At 37.6% G+C, this 18934-nt stretch carries 16 protein-coding genes and 1 tRNA gene; 3 read left to right on the forward strand and 14 right to left on the reverse strand.

The window, feature by feature from the left end:
- Window positions 1-59: 59 nt before the first annotated feature.
- On the reverse strand, window positions 60-662 hold the full coding sequence (gene miaE, locus DNK84_RS04175; RefSeq protein ID WP_119343315.1) for a MiaE family protein: 603 nt from the start codon (window positions 660-662) through the stop codon (window positions 60-62).
- An 8-nt stretch (window positions 663-670) separates the two neighbouring features.
- Window positions 671-2182: an amidophosphoribosyltransferase gene (purF, locus tag DNK84_RS04180; protein ID WP_119343316.1), complete on the reverse strand. Its 1512-nt coding sequence runs from the start codon at window positions 2180-2182 to the stop codon at window positions 671-673.
- A gap of 274 nt (window positions 2183-2456) precedes the next feature.
- Here purF and DNK84_RS14215 point away from each other — a divergent pair, with 274 nt between their 5' ends.
- From DNK84_RS14215 to DNK84_RS04195, 3 genes are all read left to right on the forward strand, one after another.
- Window positions 2457-2600, forward strand: a complete 144-nt coding sequence (locus tag DNK84_RS14215) for a hypothetical protein (protein ID WP_162902208.1) — start codon at window positions 2457-2459, stop codon at window positions 2598-2600.
- Window positions 2601-2668: 68 nt separating this feature from the next.
- Entirely contained in the window at window positions 2669-2992 is a 324-nt protein-coding gene (locus tag DNK84_RS14895; protein WP_119343318.1) for a trypsin-like serine protease, read from the forward strand.
- Window positions 2959-3615, forward strand: coding sequence for a trypsin-like serine protease (locus DNK84_RS04195; protein WP_268876884.1), 657 nt, complete (start codon window positions 2959-2961; stop codon window positions 3613-3615). Before DNK84_RS14895 ends, DNK84_RS04195 begins: the two co-directional genes overlap by 34 nt.
- 63 nt (window positions 3616-3678) lie before the next feature.
- On the opposite strand, the gene tmk is transcribed toward DNK84_RS04195, so the two are convergent.
- From tmk to DNK84_RS04255, 12 genes are all read right to left on the reverse strand, one after another.
- Window positions 3679-4299 (reverse strand): dTMP kinase, encoded by a 621-nt coding sequence (gene tmk / locus DNK84_RS04200; protein WP_119343320.1) that lies wholly within the window; start codon window positions 4297-4299, stop codon window positions 3679-3681.
- Window position 4300: 1 nt separating this feature from the next.
- The gene (deoC, locus tag DNK84_RS04205; RefSeq protein WP_119343321.1) at window positions 4301-5035 is read right to left on the reverse strand and encodes a deoxyribose-phosphate aldolase; all 735 of its coding nucleotides are present in this window, start codon (window positions 5033-5035) and stop codon (window positions 4301-4303) included.
- Window positions 5032-6279, reverse strand: a complete 1248-nt coding sequence (locus DNK84_RS04210; RefSeq protein WP_119343322.1) for a phosphopentomutase — start codon at window positions 6277-6279, stop codon at window positions 5032-5034. Before DNK84_RS04210 ends, deoC begins: the two co-directional genes overlap by 4 nt.
- 123 nt (window positions 6280-6402) lie before the next feature.
- Window positions 6403-6478, reverse strand: a tRNA-Glu gene (locus DNK84_RS04215).
- Between the two features lie 144 nt (window positions 6479-6622).
- Window positions 6623-7654, reverse strand: coding sequence for an RHS repeat-associated core domain-containing protein (locus tag DNK84_RS04220; protein WP_119343323.1), 1032 nt, complete (start codon window positions 7652-7654; stop codon window positions 6623-6625).
- Window positions 7651-8757: an RHS repeat-associated core domain-containing protein gene (locus DNK84_RS04225; protein WP_119343324.1), complete on the reverse strand. Its 1107-nt coding sequence runs from the start codon at window positions 8755-8757 to the stop codon at window positions 7651-7653. The genes DNK84_RS04220 and DNK84_RS04225 overlap by 4 nt, the downstream gene beginning before the upstream one ends.
- A 32-nt stretch (window positions 8758-8789) precedes the next feature.
- Window positions 8790-10025, reverse strand: coding sequence for an RHS repeat domain-containing protein (locus DNK84_RS04230; protein ID WP_119343325.1), 1236 nt, complete (start codon window positions 10023-10025; stop codon window positions 8790-8792).
- Between the two features lie 63 nt (window positions 10026-10088).
- Window positions 10089-11378, reverse strand: coding sequence for a PI-PLC domain-containing protein (locus DNK84_RS04235; protein WP_162902209.1), 1290 nt, complete (start codon window positions 11376-11378; stop codon window positions 10089-10091).
- Window positions 11379-11615: 237 nt separating this feature from the next.
- Complete coding sequence (locus tag DNK84_RS04240) at window positions 11616-15539, reverse strand: RHS repeat domain-containing protein (RefSeq protein ID WP_162902210.1); 3924 nt, start codon at window positions 15537-15539, stop codon at window positions 11616-11618.
- A gap of 32 nt (window positions 15540-15571) precedes the next feature.
- A complete protein-coding gene (locus tag DNK84_RS04245) occupies window positions 15572-16762 on the reverse strand; it encodes an RHS repeat-associated core domain-containing protein (RefSeq protein ID WP_119343328.1) in 1191 nt (396 codons plus the stop codon).
- A 53-nt stretch (window positions 16763-16815) separates the two neighbouring features.
- The gene (locus tag DNK84_RS04250) at window positions 16816-17868 is read right to left on the reverse strand and encodes a hypothetical protein (RefSeq protein ID WP_119343329.1); all 1053 of its coding nucleotides are present in this window, start codon (window positions 17866-17868) and stop codon (window positions 16816-16818) included.
- Between the two features lie 127 nt (window positions 17869-17995).
- Window positions 17996-18934, reverse strand: a 939-nt coding sequence (locus DNK84_RS04255; protein ID WP_208123252.1) for an RHS repeat-associated core domain-containing protein, incomplete at its 5' end; no start/stop codon positions are given.

Here is an 18934-nt window from a genome sequence, read left to right on the forward strand (position 1 = left end):
GGGGTAATTCTCCCAGTTAAAAACAGAAGATTAAGACGCTTATGCCAACATATACAGCGCTAAATGCCGCTATGAAAACGAAACTGCTTATCTGGGCTTTCAATCAAGTCTTGTTCTACTTCTGCAAATCGCGCAATATGTATAGCGATATCCTGTGATGAATATTTTCTTGCAAAGTCCAGGTAAAGGGTAAAATGGCGTTTTTCCGATGCCAGTAACCCTTGGTAAAACTTACACAGCTCATCATCTAAAAATGGGGCAATCGCACCAAAACGCTCACAAGAACGTGCTTCAATAAAAGCGCCAATGATTAACGTATCAACAAGCCTTCCTTGTTCACAGGTGCGCATATGTTGACGCAATGCTTTCGCATAACGAGACTCACTTAGTAACCGGTAAGCGATGTTACGCTTTTTAAGAATTGTCAAAACTTGCTCAAAGTGCACCAGCTCTTCACGTGCAATCTTAGACATTCGTAGCAATAAATCAGGATATTCCGTTGCCTTTTTATACATAAAACTTATTGCAGCAGAGGCGGCTTTTTTCTCACAATGGGCATGATCTAAAAGTAAAACCTCCTGATTTAGCAATGCTTTATCAATCCAGGCTTGTGGCGTTTTACAGGGTAAAAAAGATTCTATAGTCTGGTAATCATAATACATTGAACTGCTTACTCCTGGTTATGCAGGTCAACATTGCCTTGCTTTTTAACTGTAGATCGCACACCGTCATGGCGTGTTTGTTGTAAAGCGGCAAAATAGGCCTCACTGATTTCCCCTGTAACGTATTGCCCGTCAAAAACAGATGTATCAAATTGCGTTAAGCCTGCTGCTTGAGAACTTACTGATGCAATTAAGTCATCTAGTGTTTGATAAAATAAGTGATCCACACCAATCCAATCTGCAATTTCCTGATTGTGCCGGCCATAAGCAACAAGCTCCCCATGGGTTGGCATATCAATACCATAAACATTTGGGTAACGGATGGGTGGCGCTGTTGATACAATTGAAACTTTTCTAGCACCTGCATTTCTTGCCATTTGCACGATTTGTTTAGAAGTGTTTCCTCTGACAATTGAATCATCAACAAGCAAAACATGTTTCCCAGCAAATTCATGATCGATCGTATTAAGCTTCTTTCGGATAGATTTGGTGCGCTGTTGCTGATCAGGCATAATAAATGTCCGGCCAACATAACGGTTTTTAACAAACCCTTCACGATAAGGCACATTTAGAACGCGTGAGACAGGCAAAGCTGCATGTCGACCAGAATCAGGCACTGGAATGACGACATCAATATCATGATCAGGCAAGCTTTGCAGGATTTTCTTTGCAACCTTACGCCCCATCTCTAAGCGTGTTGCATAAACAGAAGCCCCATCAATCACAGAATCCGGTCTTGCTAAATAAACATACTCAAAAATACAAGGTGTCAACACGGCATTCGGTGCACAAACCTGTCGGTGCAAAACACCATCAAGACCAATAAAAATAGCTTCTCCAGCACCAATATCACCCATAACCTCATAACCATCGCAATCTAAGGCGACACTTTCAGAGGCAATCATATACTCAACTTTACCTGCAATCGTTTTTTGACCAATCACTAATGGGCGAATACCGTTAGGATCACGAAAGGCAAAAAGCCCAACACCCGCAATAACACCTACAACAGCATAACCACCAATACAACGCTGATATAAATTTGTCATCGCATCAAAGAAAATTTCAACAGAAAAATCTTTTAAGGATACTTGTGCTTTATGCATTTCAGCAGCTAGCACATTAAGTAATAACTCCGAATCTGATGTCGTATTAATATGGCGGTAGTCTTTTTCTACAAGATCTTTTTTGATTATATCCGTGTTGACCAGATTACCATTATGTACCAATGCGATACCATAAGGTGAGTTTACATAAAAAGGCTGTGCTTCAAATTCACTGTCTGATCCTGCTGTAGGGTAGCGTACATGGGCAATACCCAGGTTTCCTGATAAGCGCTCCATATGTCTTGTACGGATTGCCTCAACCACCAGCCCCTTGGCTTTTCTTAATGACATATGATAACCATCACAGGTTAAAATACCTGCAGCATCCTGGCCACGATGCTGTAACATCGTTAATGCATCAAATAATTTCTGATTTACGAAATCTTCACCAATAATACCGACAACACCACACATAATTTTTTACTCTTTGCTTAATTGCACAGGCATTTTAACAAAAAATGCCTTGATTGTGTGCAAATTAATGCATGACTATTTGTTTTTTCACAATAAGAAAAATATCAATCACCCCAGTAGATAAAACATTTCCCTTTAACACGTACTTCAACACGCTTATATTGTTACAAAAAGTTACATTAATGAAATATTAATGAAACAAACAATCCTTATATTGATTATATACAAGTCAAATTATTGCTTTGTTGCACTGGTGAGCATACAGGAGGAAATGATGAGAAAAACAATATTAAAGATTATGTTTATTGCCTCTTGGGTATTAGTGGCCATTGCTGTAGGTTGCGGTATTTTTCTAAGCACACGCATACAGCACAACCTCCAAACGCTCGGTGCGAAACGGCATAGTACTTTTACTTAAAAAAACTTTACCACAGAAATGAAGATTACTTCAATGACTTAACATCATCAAAAACAGGAGAAAATCAAGTGAAAAAAATAATTTCAGCTATTTTTTTAGGTGTAACAGGATCAAGTGCAGCACTATATGCCGCATCGCCAAGCTTATTAACTACTGCGACTTCCCCTGTTGCTTTTATTGACAATGGTCAACTGGTCAGTAATGTTGAAATTGCACCGTATAACAGTGTTGTAAAAGTATTATTTAATGGTAGTTTGTGTACAGGGACAATGATTCAATATAATGCAATTATCACAGCAGGGCACTGTGCCATTGACTTTAATACAATGCAAAACTGGACCCTAGTGTTTATACTATCATCAGCTCCAATGGAAAGTCTAAATATAAAGTAACTAAGGTCTTTACTGATTATGATGGTAAAAGCCATGACTTCTCAGTCCTTCAAATTGACAACACCAAACAAGATGTTCCTACTATTAAATTGGCACCATCCACCCTCTATCGTAATAGCATTGTTACCGACCAGAATAAATTACTAACAACAGGTTATGGTATTGACTTAAATAAGGATGGGTATAATTACAAAAGTAACCTTCAGTACGGCCATGTAATTCCAACAAGTGATAGTAATGCTTTAGCAACGGTTAATAATGGTGTTAACTGGCTATATAAGCAATCAAACTATCAGGTTTACCTTGGCTCTGCTACAAGTCTTTATGATCAATCTAATATGTTTGCTACTTGCTCTGCACAACCAACCGATCATGGTGATAGCGGAGGCCCTATATTCTATCAAAAAAATAATGGGGACTACATCCTCATCGGTGATACCAGCTGGGGCTTAACAATCTCCAATGGCTACAATGGTTACTGGTCGTATAACTTTTGTATTAATCATCAAGGGGAAAATAAGGAAGGCACTAAACTCTCTGTATTTACAGACCTATCCTACAAGAGCACAAACTATCAACTACTTGAAAAGTACCTTACTCAAATTAATGAGGATCGCACCTGAGTAAGCAACCTGTAATTGTCATCACCACTTTATATTAGATAAAGGTGTTGTTTCGCACTTGGCTTATTTGTGAAAGCAGTTACCTAAAACCCCCTCTATATCTTTTTTCACTTTATCAAGTGGCTGTGATGCATCAATTAAAAATGCTGTGGATGTATTCTTTGTTAATGAGAGAAAAATATCACGAGCGCGTTCAAAAAAACTGAGTTCTTCTTGCTCAATACGATCTAACGTATTACGCTGACGTGCTCGCTTTAAACCAATTTCAGGCGGGATATCCAAATATATGGTTAGATCAGGTGTAAATTCACCCAACAGTAAATCATTTAACTGTTTGACCTGCTCAAAGGGCAAATCTCGCCCACCACCTTGATAGGAAAGGCTTGACCAGTTAAATCGATCACTGACCACCCATTTTCCTTGCAAAAGCGCAGGTTTTATCAGTGTGTTGACATGCTGCATTCTTGAGGCATACATCAGCAAAAGCTCTGCTTCAGCACAAAGTGCTTCTTCTTTGTATGGGGTGATTAGAATTCGGCGAATTTTCTCAGCTAAAAAAGTACCGCCTGGCTCGCGTGTATACACTACATCTGCCACTTTATCTGTAAGATATGTTTTGATTATTTGTATTGCCGTACTCTTACCTGCACCCTCTAAGCCTTCAATTGCGATAAATTTTGCCATGTCAGTACACACTTTTTGTTATTACATCACTACATAAATTATCCAAAAGGCCGCTGACACCAAAACGAAAAGTTTCTGGATTGATAAAACTCTCACCACAGATTTCTTTGGCCAAAGTTAAATATTCAGTAGCCTGCGCTTGCGTTTTAATGCCACCTGAAGCCTTAAAACCAACATCTCTGCCTGAATCCTTTATCACATTAAGTATTACGCGTGCCGCTTTTATTGTTGCGCCTGTTGGCACTTTCCCCGTTGAAGTTTTTACAAAATCCGCACCATTAGCGATGGCATCACAGCTTGCCTTTTCAATAAGCGCTGATTTTAACAGACTCCCTGATTCAATAATGACTTTAAGCTTCCTATTACCACAAACCTGCTTGCACAGCTTAATTAAAGTACATGCATCTTGTGATTGTCCCTTTTTCAAGTAATCTTGATAAGGGATTACAAGATCAATTTCATCAGCACCATCATTAATCGCTTGCCTGGTCTGCATTAAAACTTCTTCATGTGTATGATCAGCAAATGGAAAATTCACCACAGTTGCAAGCTTTATATCTTTAGATAAATGCTGCCTGGCATAAGCAATAAATTGCGGATAAACACAAATAGCTGCCACTGGCCCAAAAGGCGTTTTCACCTTATCGATAAGCGTTGTAATCGTCTGATTTGTGTCGGTATCATTTAATGAAGTTAAATCCATTAGCGAGACGATAAGGCTTTTATCAAATATCATGCCGATGTTACCTCTTTAAAAACAGATCGCCCATACGATAAAGGGGATATCCCCATATAATCAGCAATCGTCTGCCCAATATCGGCAAAAGTATCACACCTACCAAATGCGTTTGTTTTAATCCCCTTCCCCCAAAGTAAAAACGGAATATGCTCACGTGTATGATCCGTTCCTTCCCAGGTTGGGTCACAGCCATGATCAGCAGTAATGATAACAATCGTATCATCATCCAAAACATGATCTAATTCAGGCAAGCGCGAGTCAAAATAGGCTAAAGCCTCGGCATAGCCTTTAACATCACGGCGATGTCCGAAACTTGAATCAAAATCAACAAAATTTGTAAAGATAAGCGTATTAGGCTTTGCTTTTTTATAGGCGTCAATCGTCGCATCAAAAAGCTTATCAATACCGGTTGCCTTGATTTTTTGCGTAATCCCTTGATCGGCATAGATATCAGCAATTTTACCGATGGAGACCACCTCACCACCTTGGGATTTTATTTTATCCAGCAAGGTTTTATGTGGCGGTAATACAGAATAATCACGGCGATTACCTGTGCGAGTGTATTGGTTTGCTGATTCGCCAACAAATGGCCGAGCAATAACACGTCCAACAACCAACCCCATCTCATCTAGCAGTTCCCTGGCAATCTGGCATATTTCATACAAACGCGTTAAGCCAAAGTATTCTTCATGTGCAGCCACCTGGAAAACACTATCTGCAGAGGTATAAATAATTGGTTTTTCAGTGAGACAATGCTCAACACCCAGCTCTTTTAAAACTTCTGTGCCTGAGGCATGACCTGCATCTAAATACCCTTGAGACAAACCAGATCGCTTCACCCACTCTGTGAGAAATGAGGATGGAAATACTGAACCAGCATCATCCTTGTTATCGAAATAATGCCAATGGAAATCAACCGGAACCCCAGCAATTTCCCAATGCCCACTTGGTGTATCCTTACCAAGGCTTTGTTCCACACAATAACCATATTGCGCATCAATATTGATTTCTTCATCGGCTAGATTTTCATTTAAAGCACGACCACGGCTTAGCTCAGCCGCTTTTTGCAGACCTCTTTTAGCCAAATTTGGCAACAACAGCTTATGCTTTGTTTTTGCCTTATAATCCACAATATGCCCTAAAGTATCAGCGCCTTGATCGCCAAAATCTGCAGCATCTTCTGCCTCACCGATACCAAAGGAATCCATCAGCAAAATAATGACTTTCTTATTCGTCAGCATGAAGGTTTATCCTACTTAAAATTATCTACAAAAATTGATCTTGCCAGTATACCATAAACCTAAAACAACCAGTACGATACTTAAGAAAAATAAAAAAGGCCGCAGACTGCGGCCTTTGAATCTTGGCGTCCCCAAGGGGATTCGAACCCCTGTTACCGCCGTGAAAGGGCGATGTCCTAGGCCTCTAGACGATGGGGACGCAAAGTAAAACAAAATAATGTTTTAAAGCTTTTACTTAGTAATCGCCAGAAACTCGGTGCATTGTAGAGAGCTTTTCAAAAACTGTCAAGCACTAATTTGATTTTCGATGAAAATTTACATGGTTAAATAAACAATTAATTGATTAACGCCAGAAGTTCGCAAATTTTCCCCAGTAATATCCTAATTGACTTCGCGAATAATCAACAATAGACACCTTGAGTGTATATGAAAAACGGATATAAGCAGACTGACTTTGATCCTTCTCTCCGTTGGCATCAAGCAATTCCATTTCTGAAAACCCTATCTTACGTTTTCTTGCAACTTTCTTGAGAAACCTTATTTTTTCTTTAATAGATATTCCTTCAAATCTGCTATCCCCTAACTCGGAACTGAGTGATTCTATCTCACCTCCTATCATTTTGCCATCATCACTCATAAAAGAAAAAATAGCATATGCTTTTTCACCGTCATATAGCATTGAAGCATCAATGAGAAGATGATCAGATTTTTGCTCTGCTAAAACCCAAGTTACCCGTGCCATCCCTTGGTTGACAAACGCCATCTCCTTATCTGAAATACCCTCAAGATTTTGATCATTAACTCTTTGATATTGACGACTTGACATTCTCTTGACGTCTTTTTTATACTGCTCTAAGGCATCATGTAGTGTCCCTTTATCATCTTCTATGGTAAGCATCTCTTTGACTGTCTCCTGATAAGAGGCAGGACGATACCTTAGAGCGGCAAACCCTGCAAGCGTAGCTCCTACAATCGCTCCACCTATAATACTCCATTTTACCACTGCACTCATATGTCCACTTGGATCAATGTTTAAAACAGGGTTTGCATTAGCAAAATTATATTTATTCCATACCGGAAAGCTATCACGAGAAAGAAAGTGCTGAGTATCTGGCTTATAACTACGCGCCCTTAAGTAAACTGACAAGCTAAAATTATCCCAATACTCCTGATTATAACCAAAAAAAGTATGCTTATCATACGCCTTGCCATAGGCGTTGTAATTCATCCCCTTAATACCTTTTTTGCTTAAATGCTCTACTGCAATATTACTTTTGCCATCAGAAAAATAATATATACTGCTTGCTGCTTGTGCATAACCTTGTGCTACAAGCATAAGCAGTAGTAAAAAAATCAATTCAATATACAATCTCATAATGTTTCCATTTCTAAAAATTCTAATATCTCACCAAACACCGGACCTGTTGGCTCATCCGATAAAACACCTAGATGATTTAACGTATGTTTGAAAAAACCTCTAGATATTTCTTCCATAGATTTTTCTAACTGTACCTGCCTACCTTCTCCTATCATTTCTAGGATCTGCGGAATAAGCTGTTGCTCGGCTAATGCTGTATTTTGTTGTATTTTATCTTCTAGAATTAGTTTATATTGGACTCTTAGAGCCTCAAAATTTTCGGGTCTTAGAATCTCAAAATTTTCGAGTCTTTGAGCATCAAAATTTTCGAGTCTTTGAGCATCAAAATTTTCGAGTCTTTGAGCATCAAATAACTGAATAAAACGACGTTTTGTCTTGAAAATACCAGCAGATACTCGATCACTATATAGTATATGGCTTCTCAACCCAGGATTATATCTTAGCTCAGGGTCTTTTCTATTTACCCACAGCAAAAACCTTTTAGAGATGAGAACGTGTTGTTTGTAAAGGCCCAATAGAAATGCAGCAGTAGCTGCTGTATTGGCGCCTAAAGATGTAATGGTAAAGGCCTTTGTATCTGAATCTGTAATTTGAAGCGCCCCTGTCAATATGCCGGATACACTGGAAAACGCCTGCAGGGAAAAAAGAAATTCAGGAATATTCAAAGAAGCATGTACGGGAAGAAGTACAAACATAGCACCGTTCCCTATTAAGTTATATGTCTGCAAAGCTGATATATGTCCACTTGGATCAATGTTTAAAACAGGGTTTGCATTAGCAAAATTATATTTATTCCATACCGGAAAGCTATCACGAGAAAGAAAGTGCTGAGTATCTGGCTTATAACTACGTGCCCTTAAGTAAACTGACAAGCTAAAATTGTCCCAATACTCCTGATTATAACCAAAAAAAGTATGCTTAGCATACGCCTTGCCATAGGCGTTGTAATTCATCCCCTTAATATCTTTTTTGCTTAAGTGCTCTACTGCAATATTACTTTTGCCATCAGAAAAATAATATATACTGCTTGCTGCTTGTGCATAACCTTGTGCTACAAGCATAAGCAGTAGTAAAAAAATCAATTCAATATACAATCTCATAATGTTTCTATCCTGTCAAAGCTGCAATATGCCTAATTTTGATCCTTATTTATAACACTTTCCACCCATGGGATACCTAGCTGAAAAACACTTGCACCTATATTAAATACAATATAGCCATTTAAAGGGTTGTCTGTTTGCATCATCAATACACCAGGACCTTCAAGCGCCGTTCCTGCTGCGCCAACAGCGATATTATTTCCTAGACGACCAGGATTTACCTGCCCCGAAGTCAACAAATTATAAGAAAGCGTTCTGCTTGCCTCCATTAAAGCACCTCTTGCAGCAAATAGCCCCATTGATTTTAAATATCCTATAGCATTTACTGCAGAATTTGCTAACATCGGAGAGATTATATTCCCATAAAGATATCCTCCTATATAGCCAGATATACTACCTGATAATATGCCTGCAATAACAGATTGAGTGCTAATACCGTCAGGATCATTTAGCACTTCATTAGCAGCACCTTCGATACCATTGTCGACTGCCCCAAAAAATGCCGCTTGACCAGGCTTAATAAAACCGATAGTCCCAGCAAGTGAGGCAATATCAGACAACCCCATAGATAATATACCACGACTACTTCTATAACTCTTATCCGTCGCAATTTGCACTGCATTGGATGCAAGCGTTGTCGACGTAAAAATGCCAAAAATATTTCTCATCCCAAGGTCATTATAGAGAGCGTCACCTGTCTCTTCACCCCCATCGCTAGCGACGGATAAAGCGCCAATACTTAGTGTTGAAATAACTTGAAACCCGATGGAAATCTTATCTGTCACAGGCGTATGAATAGCTTTAAATAAGCTAGCTAAAATAAAAGCATCGATTCCAATACCTCCTGCTAAGATAGTGCTATTTATCGAAGCACGCCCTAATGGATCCTCATAGTTAACTGGATTGGCATTTACAAATGCGTATTTATTAAACTCATTGAGTTTTCCATCACGCTCAACAAATCTCTCTTGAGCCGGGTTGTATGAACGTGAGCGCATGTAGATTAGGCTTGTTTTATTATCTTGATACTCTTGGTTGTAATTAAAATTTAACCCCACGCTATTCATTGGTCTATTTTTTACCATACCATACGGAGTATAGTCCTGGCTTTCAACTGTTTGAAGATGGTTATTAGAGTAGTTTATTACCATACTATTGCTCTTACCTTTAGTAAAGAAATAGCTTACCTGTTCAGCATATAGATCAATAGAAAATAAAATACATAATATTATATTTACAGCTAAAAATATCTTTTTGTTCAAGAGCATAGTACTTATCCTTAATTTTACATACCAAGAATTAAAAGCAACAGCAATTTATAATGATATAGGTTATAAAAAATTATATTGAACAATACTTTGTGATAGCTTCGCATCAACAAAATCATAGTAAATAATATTCGGCTTATTATAACTTTCATTTTCTATCATCTGATATAATACACCTGGTAAATGTGCATCTGCTGTGTTTGCAAGTTGCTCAATGTCAGCTTTTCCAGCTTCACCTGTTAAAGTAAACGACAGTAAAAACTGATAAGGCAATCCTAAGCTTGCAAACTGCTTCCACTTTTTTATTTGATCCGCTAGCATTTCATCATAATCAGCTTTGTCTGCATAGTTATCACTAATATCAATACCTTGAATATTGCTTTCAGAATCTTGATAAGGCAAAATACCTAAAGCAAAGTTAATATACTTAGCATAACCTTTATCATCAAAACCACGATTATGCTTATCGTCCGTATGTTTAAATACAGCGACTAATTTCCCACGTAGTTTGCTAATATCAGTATAGGCCAGATTTTCTGACACTACTGGTTTATATAGATAGTTGTCGTATGGCTTGGCTTTAAGTAAATTCACAACTTTTGTATCAATGTCAGCCGCATTATGTCCTTCATTGCTTCTTGTATGTGAAAATTTTAAGATTAAGAACTCACTTGGGTAATCATGTAAAAACTGAATGGCCTGATCTAGTACATCTTTTAATGATTCCCCTGAGCAACCATCACCCATGCTATCTCTATGAAAAGTTGTTAATTTTCCATGATCATAATCAACACGTATATCAAAATAGCGCACCCCAGCCGCAGCTTGGTCGTATATGTTTAAACGCTGCGCTTTTGTCCAACTTGGTTTAACAAAAAAAGTGCAGTTTCTTGTTTCACTCATTCCTGCATCATGAGCGCCTGGTATAACAATTTGATTTAGCATCAATGTATTAGAAAGTTTAGACATCCAATTACTCATTGATAGAATCAATGGTTTAGCAGTCTGGTAAATAGTGTAGCTATTCGTATAATTACCAGACTCCTGATCATACATAAGCACTCCATTTGATTCAGGTAGGACAAGACTGGTTAACCTTTTTTTGTGATTGCTTTGGCTTTGATCTACTTCTATTATCCCCTTGTATGGAGAAAGTATATTCAACGTCTCCTTTTTATCTGTAGATATATTATCCTTACAGTAACTTGATAGCGATGCAATTTCTACTGTACTCCCCCCCCAGTTTACATGTATGCTCTGCTGTGTTGCATTATATAAGCACAAGCTTGAGTTATGCGCTATAGCACTACTAATAGTCGCTCCCAACGTTAAGGCATAAATTATTATTCTCAATTTTTTCCCCATATTTATTAATTTGTTAAGACAAATGCCCGTTTCATGGGCAAAAACATCAAATAATCTAACATCATTATTTGCTCTACTTTCCATTCATAGTTCACACGGGATAAAACATGCAAAACACGATCTGGTTTTAATACACTGTCCAACCAATACTAAGCCTAATTTTGTCAAAAAGTCTGATGTAAAATCAGGCCTAGCATACACTCCCCCCTGAGTGTAAGGCATATTTTATGTATTAGATAACGCAGCAATTCTATCCTTCCCTATCATCAGATAACTTATATTTTTATTTTTATCATTATCATCATCAATAGCACTAATATCACTATCTCTATAATAGTAGGTATTTTCTAATGGATTCTGATTACTCTCATCTACTTGGCGAGTTGCTCTTAGCCCATCTGGGTAATAACTATAAGCCACTTTCATATTCTGTTGATCTTTCTGAACACCAATCAATTGGCTTAACTCATTATATTGATACTGTGTGCCATTGCCATCATTTATCTCATCACCATTAACGTTATAAGTGAAATTATATGTTTTACCATTATTCACCATACTTAGTAATTGATCCATATTATTATATTTATAGGTGGTAATATTACCGTCTTCATCCTTAGTTAAAATATTACCATTGCCATCATAACTGTAGGTCGTTGAGGTAATCAGTGCCTGTTTGTTGCCTGAGGTTGATGTATTGGCATAGGTCGCTTCTTTTGTTAACTGATTTAACCCATCATAGGTATAGTCTTTAATTTGGTTCAAATTTAGATCATTCGGAGAAAGCCCAGAGGTGCTGGTAATTTCCGTTAACATACCAAGCGCATTAAACCTACGTGTAATATCAAGTAAACTGCTACCATCAGGAGTTGTACGCACTAGCTCAACAGCATTGCCTAATCCATCAATATGCGTTTTCTCTACATACTGACCTACTACTGTTTTTGTTACGGCAGCGCCGTGAATACCATTATCATCATCGCCATATGAATAAGTCACCTTGTTATCCCCTGCTGAAGCTTGCGTTAAGCGGCCTTGTTTATCGTATACAAAGTTAGTTGTTTGGCCATTAACATCAGTAAGTGAGGTAATCAAACCTTGTGCATTATAATGGGTGGTACTTACTTTTCCATCTGGGTAGCTCTTTGAGGTTTGGTTACCAGCTAAATCATAACTCATTTTCATAACAGCACCATCAAGTGTGCTTTGAATTAAATTAGCATCTTGGTCATATTGATAGGTAATCGTATGGGTTTTGCCCATTTTATCTTGCCAATACTCTTTTACCTTATTACCAACATTATCATATACATCATGAATTACGGTCCCATCACGCCTAGTTTTAGCAATCATATTGCCATCTTTATCATAGGCAAATTTAATCACGCCAGCATGAGAGCTGCCATCACTTTCAGTAACTGTCCCAAAATCAGTATCACTGATTAAGCTTCCCATCGCGTCATAAGCAAATTTATCTCTTTGCGTGCTATAACGGTTTCCTCCATTGTCGATATCTTTTGTAGCCAGCATGGAATGACCAGATAAGTCTCTTTCAAAGCTAATACTTTCTGTTACACCATCTTGCTGCATCTTGGCTAAACTAACCTTGCCATCTGCATCGTAACTTGTTTCTTGCACATTTAGAACTTTCTTACTGTCCCCGAGTGCCACGGGTAACGCTGCTGTACTAACCTGGTAATTGATAGTCTTAACCGTGTTTCCTGCACCATCATAAAGGTTTTGTTGCGCTAATGCATAATCATTTCCCCTGACATTATTTGGATCTGGATAATGGATGCTAATAAGTGGTTTTTGCTCAAAATTATATAAAACCCGTGTCGTCAAATCACCATTGACCGCACTTGATGCAGATAAGTTAGCATAATCATAGCTGATTGTTGTTTTATTATTATTTTGATCAGTCTTAGCAATTGGCAACTTCAAACTATTATATTGTGTAGTCGTAACATTACCAAACTTATCAGTATCTTTCACTTCATTACCAAATGCATCATAAGCTTTAGTGCCTTGTAAAACATATTTACTACTATCATCTGGATCGGTTGTTGCATAATCAGCCACTTCTCGCCCAGAAACATCATAAACTGTTTTTGATTTATACCCCATTGGCGTTGTGCGAATTACAGTGTTGGCATCATTGAGATTATCAAGATACTCTGTTTTAATTATACTTCCATCTGGCAGCTTTTGTGAAACCTCTCTGCCATCCTGATCGTAAGTGTAGTTAGTCGTATAGCCCATAGCAGTTGTTTCACTGAGCGTTACTCCTGTTATACTGTCCATCACTTTCTTACTAACACCACCATTGGCATCAGTAGTAAGAACAGTAAGCTTTTTAGTCTCTGGATCAAAACTATAATTCGTTTTGGTAGTAACACTTTTAATACCATTATGCTTCACATCTCCAAGCCAACTAAGGACTGTAGAACTCTCAAGTCCGTGGCTATCATAGCTCATACGCTCTAATTTCCATGGGGCGCTGTTGTAATATGTGGCTTGTTGAACAATATTTTTATTATCTGAAGACAGGCTATTATCAACTTCCTTAACATCATAACTATTAGTTAATGGGTTGTAGCTTTGTGTTACCGTTTTAACTGGCAAATTATAATGATAATCATAGTTTGTTGTTGATTTTTCCACCTGAACAAGTGATTTTGATAAAGGATCATACTCATAATTTTCTACAGAAATTTTATTGCCATAATCATCATAACTATTAATTTCTTTTGCCATTAAGCGGTAAGTATTATTTGCACTTAGTTTTAAATAATGGTCCGTTTCTATAGGCTGAGAATAATTTACTGTTCTGGCATGATAGTTTTTTGTGTCAGGGTAAGTATAAAGCGTTTTGCTTATTGGATTTTGTGTATCAGAGGCAAGATAGATGTCTGACTCTTTTGGTCGGCTCATTGCATCATAAAGCACACGAACCTGGTGCTTTTCTAACTGGCCTGTTACTGGGTTATTTCCTGATTGATAAGACAACACACCATAACTGAAACTGCTGCTGTTACTGTCCATTAAATTATCATTTCCATTGCTGCTTAATGCATAGCTTGGATAACCTGTATAATTTCGATCACTCACCCCCTCATAATACTGAGCATAGATAAGCTTTTTCGTATTTGCATCAACATGCTTTAATGATTGAACAACGTTTAAATATTGACGTACTTTTTGATGAGTTGCGTTATTCAGCACATAGTATGGCAAGTTCTCGTAACTAATTTGGGTTTCTAGCCCCGTTGGGTAATCTATTTTACTCACCATCCTGATATTATTTATGGTTTGATAGTCAAGCGATGTTATCTTTCCAAGCGCATCAACGTAACTAGTCAGATAAGAACCTGAGCCCATATCTGGTGAATAATTTAGTGTTTGCCTATGCATTACGCCCTGGCTGTCTACTAATGTCAGCATAATAGCATTAGATTTATAATCAAACTGATACTTCTGTCCTAAAGAATCAATAATATAATCAAGCCTGTTACCAGTGACACCAATTTGTGGATTTGTATAGTAAAAAGAAATATAATTATTAAAGCGATCTGCTTTAATTAAAAGTTTCCCTGTTGCATCAAAATATTCTTTTGAACCATCAGGCAATGCTAATATATAGCGATAAGTACGCAAGTCATTGTTAACAAAATCAGGCAATTTCTGGTTAGTATTTCCTTCAGAAAACTTTATCCCATGTTGATTCATATATCGCAAACCCGACTTATAATTCTCATTATCAGACCAGTTAAAGTCCATGCTATAGGCATTGCCATCTATAGTGACTGATTTCCCAGGGACAATATAATCAATATTATATTGCCAACCATCTGGCAGACCTAACATTCCATTTTGACTATAAGCATTAAAGCTGATATTAATTGTTTGCGAAATATAGCCTTGCAAGGTAACAATAGGCAAAGACATATTAAAAGTTCTTGTCGCTGGGTTAACTGACTCGGATAAAAAGTTAATTGATTTCTTATCTGCTTCAGAACCTTTATAGGCTGATTTCTCTTGGCTTGTGCTGGCATTTTGCTCCACTTTTGTGGATGCTGCACTAGCCATATTAACACTAAATGTCGCTAATATAGCTATATATAATAGCTTAATTTTTTTATTTCTCATATCACTACCCTCGTTTAAAAATTTGCCAAACATCACGTGCTGTATGATTCTGTTAAATAGCTCGTCCAATCACCGTTTTCCTTAACCACACGTAGAACGTATTTTTTCGTGAACTTAAAATTCTCATATTGAGTATTACCACCAACATATTGCGTTTTTACCGTCATTCTCATGCTATCTTCCTGAGTAATCCACTCTCCATATTCAGTAGATTTCAAGCTAAATTTTCCTAGATTTCTCTCGAATCCGCTAATCATTTGTGTTAATAAATTCTCCCGCCATTGCTCATCCGCTTGATCATCATTTTTCGGTGGTGAATTATCTACCTCTTCTTTAGCCTCATCCTCCTGCACATCTTCATTTAGATTACCTTCATCTACCTGACCAAATTTGTCATATTTATATTCATACTCTTCTTCATCCAGACCAAGTATATCCCCTATCTTCGTCTTATTACCAAACAACCATGATTTTCGATATATTTGTTGACCATCTGTTGTTAGTCTTGGCCTAAATGCAATTCTATCGGACAGGTGACCTACCATATTCACACCAAATAGAATATTAGCAGCCAGTGATGCTGCTTGTGCATTTGAGTAGGGGTCATTTTTGCTATGTTCTGCATATTCACTTAAACCAATAGCAGCTAAAGCTGTTGCATCCATTACCAGGCCAAATACTCCAAGGCCTGTTACACTCAATGTAAGCAAACCTCGAACTGTGCCATAAATTGATTTCGCGGTACCAAGCCCAAAAGCGATATTAACGCCATCATAAAGTCCAAAGCTATGGCCACTTGGATCACTAAAGTCATTTGGATCTCCCAGTGTATAACTATATTTATTCCATTCATTAACTTTAGTGTCACGCGTTTGAAAACGTTGCAGTGTTTGTAGATTGTAATTCCGCGACTTTAAATACTGTAAATGCGTAGCAGCGTCTTGATATTCACCGTTGTATAAAAAATCGCCCGTTTTCCCTTGTAACTGACTCCCAGAAGATTTATCTTTCCCAAAAGCCAAATAACTAACACTTTGATACTGGCCAGATGGCGATAATAGCAGTTTCACACCTTTTATTCCAGCTACATAGTATTTGGCATCACCAGTGCTTACTGGCGTTGTCAAAGCCCTCTCTTGTGCCATAAGTATTGTGCTGTTACACAACCCAATCAAGGTAAGTGCTAGCAAGACAGAGTTGCGCTTGTATTGCTTTTTTTTCATTTATTTCCCCGTTGGTTTTGATTGTTAACAAAGCAAATAATATATTCTTGAAGCTAACTCCCTGGACGCTCAAACATCAAGTAAATATCATTATCACCCATTGGGGAACCACTTGGGCAGAACCCTGAAGGACAGTCAATACTTGACTGATTGCTCATCCCTGCATTGTATCCACTAATGGTCCACTCTGTTGGATCTGATTCACTACTAATAACACCAAATTTTGGCGTTCCCGTATCAACATAATTGACAGAACCATCTCTTGGGGTGCCATCACTTGGTGGACTTGCCATTTTAAGCTCTCCAACATCAACCGCGTATGCAGAACCATCTAAGAGGTCTTTTATGGTGACTGTTAATTTCACATTTCCATTGTAAGCGTCACTACCTGTTGCAAAACTTCCCAAAGTTGGCGTACATGCAATCGTTTTACTATCACCTGCATAAAAGTGCACAAAATTAGATACTGTTTGGTTACTTTTAATTATCGGGGTGTATTCTTCGCGCGTAAATTTGTCAGAGAAACCACTACTAGAGTTAACCGTTACTGAGTAGTTTTCATCTCCCATAGAACCATTTGGCTCATAAACACATACATAGAAGTGATAAACCTCAGCATTTACCTTGTTAATAAGAAAATGACCATTGTTATGCCCACCAGACATTTTTTTCTCATCCGCAAGGTAAAATCCTAGTGAATCATCTTTATTAGCATAACCAACATCTAAATGATCGCCATCAATCATATCAAAAGCAATTTTCCCAAACTGGAAACGTTTATAGTCAACCTTATCTCCCATTGCAATACTAACAGGACAGACAATCTCTTTTGAGCCACTTCCACTATGATTTACAGAGAAATCAGGCATATCACTTTCTGAATCTCCCCAAGTATAGCCTGATGTGTTTGGTTGTATATCATCTAAAGGCGTCCGATTACTGCCAAAATCAAAATTATTCACATCTTTATACGTACAAGCAGGACCATGACCTATTTTAATAGGTACTGCCAGATAGTTATGTATATATTCCAAGTGACGTGTTGAAGCCTGTGCAGAAAACGGTAGACACACGGATGACAATAAAATTGCCGATAGTTTTTTCATAGATATAAACTCCTCTTTTAATATATCAATTGTTGTTACAACAAATAATTATTGGATGTAGATATTTAAATCTAACTATTGTCCAATAATTCACAAAACAGCTTTATAGGCGTTATACAATTAAGTTTTAACTTGTGCCATCCTCGCTATAACGTTTAATCAAGGTTGAAGCAAGTAGTGGCGCGCTTAACATATTTAAAGCACCATAAACCCTAAGCATCATAGGAATATCTCTGCAACCGACATAGTACAAAAACGCAATTGATCCAAGGCTGGAGGACAACCCTATAGAACTTAATAAAAATTCAGCACTTAGCATATCATGTGTTTTAGTTAGATTAAGCCCAACTGTTGTGCCAGTAATTCCAAATCCAAGTGCAGAAGTTATTATTTTCACAATACCCACCCTATTACTCACTCTTTTATAACGTGCTAGCCTTTCATATAACCCTCCTTGTGCGTAATATTGTTGTTCTACCTCTATTTGTTCTGTCCCTTGTAGTCTTTCTGAAACATTTACCAGAGAAAGCTTTAAATCTTCTGCTTCTCTATAAAGGCTCTTACCAAAGTAGTAATATTCGAGTCCAAAAGATATACCCATAAACGCTAAAGCAGCCAATGTAGCACCCGTAATTATAAGACCTTTAGCCCATTTTTTTAAAGCCTTATGCCCGCTTGGATCAATGTTTAAAACAGGGTTTGCATTGGCAAAGTTATACTTATTCCATTCATTCGTCTTACTGTCTCTGACATTAAAGCGTGATAGAAAAACATTATAATCACGTGCCCGCAAATAAATCTGCAAAGTTAAAGGATCTAGATACTCCTTATCATAACCAAAAACAAGCGCATTACCTCTTTTTTCCCTATCAATACGCAACGATGTTTGCCTTTGACCATAACCTGAGTAAGCATAAGTATCATGACCCAAAAGCATAATGGCACTTTTACCATCACCCAAATAAAACCTGGACACAGCAAGTGCATTTGTAATTAACAAGCTCGCCAGTAAATATACAAAAAACCGATACAATTTCACCCCAATCCCCATTGCTTCACCAATATG

Source organism: Facilibium subflavum, assembly GCF_003574485.1.
Lineage (GTDB): Bacteria > Pseudomonadota > Gammaproteobacteria > Francisellales > Francisellaceae > Facilibium > Facilibium subflavum.

Coding starts and splice junctions, on each gene's coding strand:
- DNK84_RS04245 (WP_119343328.1), bottom strand. CDS start 16,762: ATGAAAAAAAAGCAATACAAGCGCAACTCTGTCTTGCTAGCACTTACC.
- purF (WP_119343316.1), bottom strand. CDS start 2,182: ATGTGTGGTGTTGTCGGTATTATTGGTGAAGATTTCGTAAATCAGAAA.
- DNK84_RS04230 (WP_119343325.1), bottom strand. CDS start 10,025: ATGCTCTTGAACAAAAAGATATTTTTAGCTGTAAATATAATATTATGT.
- DNK84_RS04225 (WP_119343324.1), bottom strand. CDS start 8,757: ATGAGATTGTATATTGAATTGATTTTTTTACTACTGCTTATGCTTGTA.
- tmk (WP_119343320.1), bottom strand. CDS start 4,299: ATGGCAAAATTTATCGCAATTGAAGGCTTAGAGGGTGCAGGTAAGAGT.
- miaE (WP_119343315.1), bottom strand. CDS start 662: ATGTATTATGATTACCAGACTATAGAATCTTTTTTACCCTGTAAAACG.
- DNK84_RS14215 (WP_162902208.1), top strand. CDS start 2,457: ATGAGAAAAACAATATTAAAGATTATGTTTATTGCCTCTTGGGTATTA.
- deoC (WP_119343321.1), bottom strand. CDS start 5,035: ATGATATTTGATAAAAGCCTTATCGTCTCGCTAATGGATTTAACTTCA.
- DNK84_RS04210 (WP_119343322.1), bottom strand. CDS start 6,279: ATGCTGACGAATAAGAAAGTCATTATTTTGCTGATGGATTCCTTTGGT.
- DNK84_RS04240 (WP_162902210.1), bottom strand. CDS start 15,539: ATGAGAAATAAAAAAATTAAGCTATTATATATAGCTATATTAGCGACA.
- DNK84_RS04250 (WP_119343329.1), bottom strand. CDS start 17,868: ATGAAAAAACTATCGGCAATTTTATTGTCATCCGTGTGTCTACCGTTT.
- DNK84_RS04220 (WP_119343323.1), bottom strand. CDS start 7,654: ATGAGATTGTATATTGAATTGATTTTTTTACTACTGCTTATGCTTGTA.